The sequence below is a fragment of the Stackebrandtia sp. genome, from assembly GCF_035643755.1.
In the GTDB taxonomy this organism is placed as follows: domain Bacteria; phylum Actinomycetota; class Actinomycetes; order Mycobacteriales; family Micromonosporaceae; genus Stackebrandtia.
Genome location: NZ_DASQPW010000220.1, coordinates 1 through 7,826, shown reverse-complemented (window position 1 = coordinate 7,826; position 7,826 = coordinate 1). Strand labels below are relative to the sequence as shown.

The 7,826-nt window shown below is 69.4% G+C and carries 8 protein-coding genes; all 8 read right to left on the bottom strand.

All coding sequences use genetic code 11. The features are described from left to right. Nucleotides 1-992 (bottom strand): TPM domain-containing protein (locus tag VE172_RS17040; RefSeq protein WP_324803144.1); only part of this gene is annotated, 992 nt, incomplete at its 3' end. Nucleotides 993-1,065: 73 nt separating this feature from the next. Next, nucleotides 1,066-2,331 (bottom strand): sulfate adenylyltransferase subunit 1, encoded by a 1,266-nt coding sequence (locus tag VE172_RS17035; RefSeq protein ID WP_324803143.1) that lies wholly within the window; start codon nt 2,329-2,331, stop codon nt 1,066-1,068. Continuing rightward, entirely contained in the window at nt 2,331-3,239 is a 909-nt protein-coding gene (cysD, locus tag VE172_RS17030) for a sulfate adenylyltransferase subunit CysD (protein WP_324803142.1), read from the bottom strand. Before cysD ends, VE172_RS17035 begins: the two co-directional genes overlap by 1 nt. A gap of 25 nt (nt 3,240-3,264) precedes the next feature. Beyond that, a complete protein-coding gene (locus VE172_RS17025; protein WP_324803141.1) occupies nt 3,265-4,026 on the bottom strand; it encodes a 3'(2'),5'-bisphosphate nucleotidase CysQ in 762 nt (253 codons plus the stop codon). Nucleotides 4,027-4,052: 26 nt separating this feature from the next. Then, complete coding sequence (locus tag VE172_RS17020) at nt 4,053-5,519, bottom strand: sugar transferase (protein ID WP_324803140.1); 1,467 nt, start codon at nt 5,517-5,519, stop codon at nt 4,053-4,055. An 87-nt stretch (nt 5,520-5,606) separates the two neighbouring features. After that, nucleotides 5,607-6,200 (bottom strand): aminoacyl-tRNA hydrolase, encoded by a 594-nt coding sequence (pth, locus tag VE172_RS17015; RefSeq protein WP_324803139.1) that lies wholly within the window; start codon nt 6,198-6,200, stop codon nt 5,607-5,609. A gap of 9 nt (nt 6,201-6,209) precedes the next feature. Next, a complete protein-coding gene (locus VE172_RS17010) occupies nt 6,210-6,827 on the bottom strand; it encodes a 50S ribosomal protein L25/general stress protein Ctc (protein ID WP_324803138.1) in 618 nt (205 codons plus the stop codon). Between the two features lie 185 nt (nt 6,828-7,012). Next, nucleotides 7,013-7,826: ribose-phosphate diphosphokinase (locus VE172_RS17005; protein ID WP_324803137.1), on the bottom strand; the 814-nt coding region annotated here is incomplete at its 5' end.

The window sequence follows — 7,826 nt, the reverse complement described above, 5'->3', positions numbered from 1 at the left end:
ACCGCCTCGGGCGCGCGGGCCACCAGGTCGCGCAGCTGCTCGAAGTCGGCGGCCACGGCGTCCAGGCGTTGATTCGCCCTCGTGCAGCGCTCGATGATCTCGTCGAGCATGGCGCGGCGCTGAGGCTCGGTCTCGGGCGTGGAGTCGTCGAGCTGCTGCCGCAGCCGAAACGACGCGTTGAGGTCGGTCTTGGACTCGGCGAGGCTGTCGGTGAACGTCTTGGTGGCGTCGTCGCCAAACTGGGCGGTGGCGAAGCCGAGCTCCTGTTCGCTGGTGCGGATCGCGTCGTCGGTCTGAAGCAGCAGCGAGCTGGCCTGTCTGTCCAGATCGGGCAGCGGCACCAGCGGCTCGCCCGTCCTCCCCCTCGCGGGCGCGCCGCGCCCGCGCGACCGCGCGAACCACCACACGGCCAGCCCCACCGCCGCGAGCGCGACCAGCACGACCAGCCATATCCAGCCCGCGCCACCCTTCGACGGGTGGGCGGCGCCGGGCCGCACGTTCACCGACGGCACCGCCCTACCCGACAGTTCCGCGTCGTAGCCGCGCGCGGCACCGATCGCCGCGCCCGCCCAGTCGTTCTTCGACAGGGCGGGTTCGATGGCCACGGACGCGACGTTGTCCAGCTTCGCGTCCGACAGCGGGAAGTCCTTGTCGACCGACACCGTGTACTGGCGCGCGTCGGTGGCCACGGCCATCAGCGCGTCGCGGCGGCCCAGCCCGTTCTTGATGGCGGTGTCGTCCGCCCAGCGGGACGCGGACTGCCCCGAGAAGTCGTTGACGTACACGACGAACAGCTGGACGCGGTGGTCGTCGTTGAGGCGGTCGAGGGCGCTGGCGACCTCGGATTCGCGGCCGCCGAGCGCGCCGACGTGGTCGGTGACCTGGCCCGAGTCCAGGTCCACCGGCTCCTCGGCGTGGGCCGCCGCGGCGGGCGCCAGCGTCACCGCCGCTGCCGCCGCCACCGCGGTCAGGAATCCCGTCAGACGCGCCATCGCCGCCCCCCTCACCCCAGAGGTGACGGTAACAACTGGGCGCCGATCACGCGCCGAATCGGGGGTTTGGCGCTCAGGCGGCCTCGACGATCATGCCCGCGCCGACGGTGCGGTTGGTGGCCTCGTCGATGACGATGAACCCGCCGGTGGCGCGGTTGCGGCGGTAGTCGTCGCACAGCAGCGGCACCGTGGTGCGCAGCTTGACGCGGCCGATCTCGTTGAGGCCCAGGCTGTCGGCGTCCTCGTCGCGGTGCAGCGTGTTGACGTCGAGGCGGTAGTACAGGTCCTTGATGAGGCCGCGCGCCGCTCGGGTGGTGTGCGCGATGGCGTACTTGCGGCCGCGCCGCAGCGGCTGCTTCTCGTCCATCCAGCAGATCATCGCCTCGATGTCCTGCGACACCTGCGGCGCGTTGTTGGGGCGGCAGATCACGTCGCCGCGCGACACGTCGAGCTCGCCGTCCAGGCGGATCGTCACCGACATCGGCGGGTACGCCTGGTCGACGGGGCCGTCGGCGGTGTCGATGCCCGCGATCGTCGTGGTGAAGCCGGACGGCAGCACCATCACCTCGTCGCCGGGCTTCAACACGCCCGAGGCGACCTGGCCCGCGTAGCCGCGGTAGTCGTGGTTGGCGTTGGAGTGGGGACGGATCACGTACTGCACCGGGAAGCGCGCGTCCACCAGGTTGCGGTCCGACGCGATGTGGACGGACTCCAGGTGGTGCAGCAGGGAGGAGCCCGCGTACCACGGCATCTTGTCGGAGCGGTTGACGACGTTGTCGCCCCGCAGCGCCGACACCGGGATGATCGTCAGGTCGGCGATGTCCAGCTTGGTGGCGAACGCGGTGAACTCGTCGGCGATCTTCTTGAACACCTCGGCGTCGTAGTCCACCAGGTCCATCTTGTTGACGCACAACACCAGGTGCGGCACGCGCAGCAGCGAGCACAGGAACGCGTGGCGCCGCGACTGCTCCACCAGTCCCTTGCGGGCGTCGACCAGGATCATCGCCAGGTCGGCGGTGGAGGCGCCGGTGACCATGTTGCGGGTGTACTGGATGTGCCCGGGGGTGTCGGCGATGATGAACTTGCGCTTGGGGGTGGCGAAGTAGCGGTACGCCACGTCGATGGTGATGCCCTGCTCGCGTTCGGCGCGCAGGCCGTCGGTGAGCAGCGCCAGGTCGGTGTACTCGTCGCCGCGGGACTTGCTGACGGCCTCCACGGCGGCCAGCTGGTCGTCGAAGAGGGTCTTGGTGTCGTACAGCAGCCGTCCGATGAGTGTGGACTTGCCGTCGTCGACGCTTCCGGCCGTGGCGAAGCGCAGCAGTTCGGTGGTGTCGTTCACTAGAAGTAGCCTTCCCGTTTGCGGTCTTCCATCGCGGCCTCGCTGACCCGGTCGTCGCCGCGGGTGGCGCCGCGCTCGGTGACGCGGGTGGCGGCCACCTCGGCGATCACGGCCTCGACGGTGTCGGCGTCGGAGGCGACGGCGGCGGTGCAGGTGGCGTCGCCGACGGTGCGGTAACGCACCCGGCGCACCGCGGTGGACTCGCCGGCGCGCGGGGAGATGAACTCGTTGATCGCGTACAGCATGCCGTCGCGCTCCACCACCTCGCGGTCGTGCGCATAGTAGACGGAGGGCAGCGGGATCTGTTGGTCCGCGATGTAGTTCCAGATGTCCAGCTCGGTCCAGTTGGACAGCGGGAACACCCGGATCGACTCTCCGGGGTGGGTGCGGCCGTTGTACAGCGACCACAGCTCGGGGCGCTGGTTCTTCGGGTCCCACTGGCCGAACTCGTCGCGGAAGGAGAACACGCGTTCCTTGGCGCGGGCCTTCTCCTCGTCGCGCCGCGCGCCGCCGAACAGGGCGTCGAAGCGGTACTTCTCGACGGCGTCCAGCAGCACGGGCGTCTGGATCCGGTTGCGCATCCCGTCGGGCGGCTCGGTGACCAGCCCGGAGTCGATCGCCTCGGGCACCGACGCCACGACCAGTTCGACGCCCAGCTCGCTGACCTTGGCGTCGCGGAAGTCCAGCACCTCGGCGAAGTTGTGCCCGGTGTCGATGTGCATGACCGGGAACGGGATCGGCGCGGGGGCGAACGCCTTGGACGCCAGGTGCAGCATCACGATGGAGTCCTTGCCGCCGGAAAACAGCAGCACCGGTCGCGCACACGTGGCCACCACCTCGCGGAAGATGTACACGCTCTCGGCTTCCAGCGCGTCGAGGTGACTGACGCGGTAGTCGTTTTGGCTCACGGCCACACTCCTTTCTGCCGCGGGTTCACCGAACGGCGGCGATGCCCTTGAGAATCAGGGCCGCGAGGTCGTCGCGGCACACCACCAGGTCGGACAGTTTCGGGTCGGGATTGTTGTATGTCAGCGGAGCTCCGTCGATCCGCGAGGTGTGCAGGCCCGCGGCCCGCGCCACCGCCACCGGCGCGGCCGAGTCCCATTCGTACTGGCCACCGGCGTGCACGTAGGCGTCCACCCTACCGGTGATGACGGCGCTGGCCTTGGCGCCCGCCGAGCCCATCGGCACCAGGTCGGCGCCGATGGCGTCGGCCAGCCGGGGCAGGAACTCCGGCGGGCGGGTGCGGCTGCAGGCGATCTGGATGCGGCGGTCGTGGCGCGGCACCTTTGGCGGTTCGTCGGCGCCCAGCACGGTGTCCTGGGCGGGCAGCGCCACGGCCCCGGCGGTGAGGTCGCCGTTTTCCCACAGCGCCACGTGGACCGCCCAGTCGTCGCGGCCCTCCTCGCCGTATTCGCGGGTGCCGTCGAGCGGGTCGACGATCCACACGCGGGACGCGTCGAGCCGGGCGGCGCCGTCGCGGCCCTGTTCGCCCTTGCCCTCCTCGCTGAGGATCGCGTCGTCGGGTCGGGATTCGGCCAGGGCGGACATCAGGACGGCGTGGGCGCGCTGGTCGCCCTCGTGGCGCAGCGCCTTGGCGTCGCCGAAGCCCAGCTTGTCGCGCAGGATCAGAAGTTCGTCTCCCGCCCGCGCGGCGAGCTGCCGGGCGAGGGCGGAGTCGGTGAGAGGCAGCATCTTGACAAATCTAGCCGGTTTAGTCGTCAATACGCTCCGGCCGAGCGCAGCACGGCGGTACACGTGCGGGCCAAGATCACCAGGTCCAGCGTCAGCGACCAATGCTCCACATAGCGCAGATCGAGCCGGACGGCTTCCTCCCACGGCAGATCCGATCGTCCCGAGATCTGCCACAGCCCGGTGAGTCCGGGCTTCACGGCGAGGCGTCGCCGCACGTCATCGGCGTATGCTTCCACTTCGGACGGAAGCGGGGGGCGAGGGCCCACAAGGGACATGTCGCCGCGGACCACGTTCCACAGTTGCGGCAACTCGTCGAGCGAGTAGCGCCGCATGATCCGCCCGGCCCGGGTCACCCGGGGGTCGGCGCGAATCTTGAACAGCACGTCATCGGACTCATTGAGATGCATCACATCCGCCAGCCGCGTCTCGGCGTCGCAGTACATCGTGCGGAACTTCAGGATCGTGAAGGGCCGACCGTCGCGGCCGATGCGGACCTGCCGGAACAGGGCGGGACCCGGCGACGACCAGCGCACGGCGAGGGTCACCGTCACCAGGACCGGCGCCAGCATCGCCAACAGCAGCACCGCGCCCACCCGGTCGAAGGCCTCCTTGACGAGGCGGCGGGCACCGTTGAGCCGGGCGTGCTCCACATGCAGCATCGGCAGCCCGTCCACCGGGCGCACCGAGGTGCGGGCGCCGGCCACGTCGACCAGTGCGCTGGCCACGATCAGGTCGATGTCGCCGCGTTCCAGTTCCCAGGCCATCCGGCGCAGCGCCGGGCCGTCGAGCTCGGGGCAGGTCAACACGATCACGGTGTCGGCGTGCGCGCGGGCCACCGCGTGGCCGACCGCGCCGAAGTCGCCGTGCACCGTGGCGTCGAAGTCGAGCAGCGGGCCGGTGGCCCTGCCGCCGGGCAGGCAGGCGCCCACGACGTTGAAGCCGTGGAAGTGCTCGCGCCGCAGCTGGCGCGTCAGGGCCGCCACCGGGCCCTCGTGTCCGATCAGGACCACCCGCCGGACGCAGCGGCCGCCGGCGCGCACCGCGTGCAGCCAACGGCGCCAACAGAAACGGGCCGCCACCGACGACACCACCGCCACCGGCAGCGCGATCAGCACGTAGGCGCGCGAGGTCGGAAGGTCCAGGGCATAAGACACCAGCGCCACCAGCGCGGTCACCGCGATGCCGGCCCGCACCACCCGCTGGTACTCGTCGGTGCCGACGTACAGGTAACGGGATTCGAAGGCGCCGTTGAGGGCCAGCGCGCCGATCCAACACAGTGGAAGGACGGCGACCAGGATCACATAGGCCTTGTTGTAGGCCGAAACGGTGCCGAAGCGCGCCGCGAAAGCCACCGCCGCGCCGGCCACACCCGCCAGCCCGTCGGCGCACAACACCCCCGCCAGATAACGCCGCTGCCACGCCGGTGGGCCCGCATGATGCCGAGGCCGCGCCTTGACGGCCACATTCCGATCGTCCAGACCCACCGCGCCCACGCGCCGTCCACCCCTTTTGAATTCCTCAACGCCGATACCGATATAACGGAGATCACGTCAAGATGTAACGGGATGACCACAAAGAATTCACGAAAGAGCGTGGTATTTGTTCTGCGCGCCCGTCAGACCCGCACTCACCACTTCAGACACCGCGTCGGCGGTGAGATCCACGAACAGCGGCAGCTGGGTGCGCTCGGACGCCGAGAAGTCCTTCAACACATAGGCCGCGGCGTCCATCCGCCCCGGCGGGCGGCCGACGCCGAAACGGGCCCGCACGTACGCCTTGGTGCCCAGGGATTGCGAGATCGACCTGAGTCCATTGTGCCCACCCTCGCCGCCGCCGGACTTCAGGCGCACCACGCCGTAGGGAAGGTCCAGCTCGTCGTGCACCACGATGATCCGCTCGGGCGGGATCTTGAAGAACGACGCCAGCGGCGCCACCGCCTGCCCCGACACGTTCATGAACGTCATCGGCTTCACCAGGATCACCTTGGGGCCGCCGATGACGAAACGCCCCTCGCACACCTCGGCGCGGCCCTTGCGCTTCCAGGCCGCGGACGCCGAACCGCCGACCCGCTCGGCGAGCAGGTCGGCGATCATGAATCCGACGTTGTGCCGATTGCCCGCGTACTTGGCCCCGGGGTTTCCCAGCCCGGCGATCAGGTACGGCGAATCGGCCATGATGGTGCGTTACTCGCCGGCCTCGGCGGCGGGCTCGGCGGTCTCGGTGCCCTCGTCGGCGTCGGAGGTCTCCTCGGCCTCGGCGCGCGGCTGGGTGTGGTTCACCAAAGTGGCCTCCAGGTCCGTCACCAGGGTGGAACCCTCGGGCAGCTTCAACGCGGCGGCGGTCAGGTGATCGCCGACGGCCAGGCCCTCGACCGACAACTCGACGCTCTCGGGCAGCGCGGTCGCGTCGGCCTCGATCGTGACCGAGTCGGACTCGGTGACCAGCAGGCCACCCTTCTCCGGCTCACCCACGATGTCGATGCGCACCTCGACGGTGACCTTCTCGCCGCGGCGCACCAGCAGCAGGTCGACGTGCTCGATGGTGTCCTTGATGGGGTCGCGTTGCAGCGACTTGGGCAGCGCCAGCTCGCGGGTGCCGTCGGAAATCTCCACCGACAGCAGCTGGTTCATTCCGCCGTTACGCAAAACGGCCGCGAAATCCCGGGCGGGAAGCGACACATGCTTCGGCTTCTCGCCGTGGCCGTAGAGAACGGCAGGGATCTTGCCTGCCCGGCGCGTACGGCGCGCGCCACCCTTGCCGAACTCAGTACGGGGCTCGGCGCTGATACGGACCTCGGACACGGAAAACTCCCATTACCTACTCGAAAAGATGTCTGGCGCATAAGCGCACGTGCGAGGCGCCGGAATGTCGGCAACCGGAAGATCCTTCGTCGATAACGGCACTCACATGCGTGCCCTCGCCGTGGCAACCGCAGTAGTCTACACGGCCCCTGCGCACCATAAACCCACGGGCCGCCAAGTTGGTGCTACGACAGGCCGCCGAACAATGTGGTCACGGAGCCGTCGGTGAAGACCTCGCTGATCGCCTTGGCGACCAACGGCGCGATCGACAACACCGTCAGCTTCTCCAGATCCCGCGCCCCCGGCGGCATCGGCAGCGTGTTGGTGACCACGACCTCGCTGGCGGGCGCCTTGGCCAGGCGCTCCAGCGCCGGCTCCGAGAACACCGCGTGGGTCGCGCCGATCACGACATCCGAGGCACCCGCCGAATCCAGCAGCTCCGCCGCCCGGCAGATCGTGCCGCCCGTGTCGATCATGTCGTCGACCAACAGGCAGACGCGGCCGTCGATGTCGCCGACGACCTTGTTCGCCACCACCTCATTGGGACGCAACGGGTCCCGTGTCTTGTGAATGAACGCCAGCGGACACCCGCCCATGCGGTCGGTCCACCGCTCCGCCACCCGCACCCGGCCCGAATCCGGCGCCACCACGGTCATCGGGCGGCCCGCGTACTTCTTCTGCACATGCTCGGCCAGGATGTCCATGGCGAACAGGTGATCGACCGGGCCGTCGAAGAAGCCCTGGATCTGGGCGGTGTGCAGGTCGACGGTCAGGATGCGGTTGGCGCCGGCGGTCTTCAGCAGGTCGGCCATCAGCCGGGCCGAGATCGGCTCCCGGCCCCGGTGCTTCTTGTCCTGCCGCGAATACGGATAGAACGGCAGGACCACGGTGATCCGCTTCGCAGACGCGCGCTTCAACGCGTCCACCATGATCAGCTGTTCCATGATCCAGGTGTTGATCGGCGTGGTGTGGCTCTGCAGCACGAACGCGTCAGCGCCA

Bases quoted from the DNA above. Each gene is read 5' to 3' on its own strand.
- VE172_RS17025 (WP_324803141.1), bottom strand. From the start codon at position 4,026: ATGCTGCCTCTCACCGACTCCGCCCTCGCCCGGCAGCTCGCCGCGCGG.
- pth (WP_324803139.1), bottom strand. From the start codon at position 6,200: ATGGCCGATTCGCCGTACCTGATCGCCGGGCTGGGAAACCCCGGGGCC.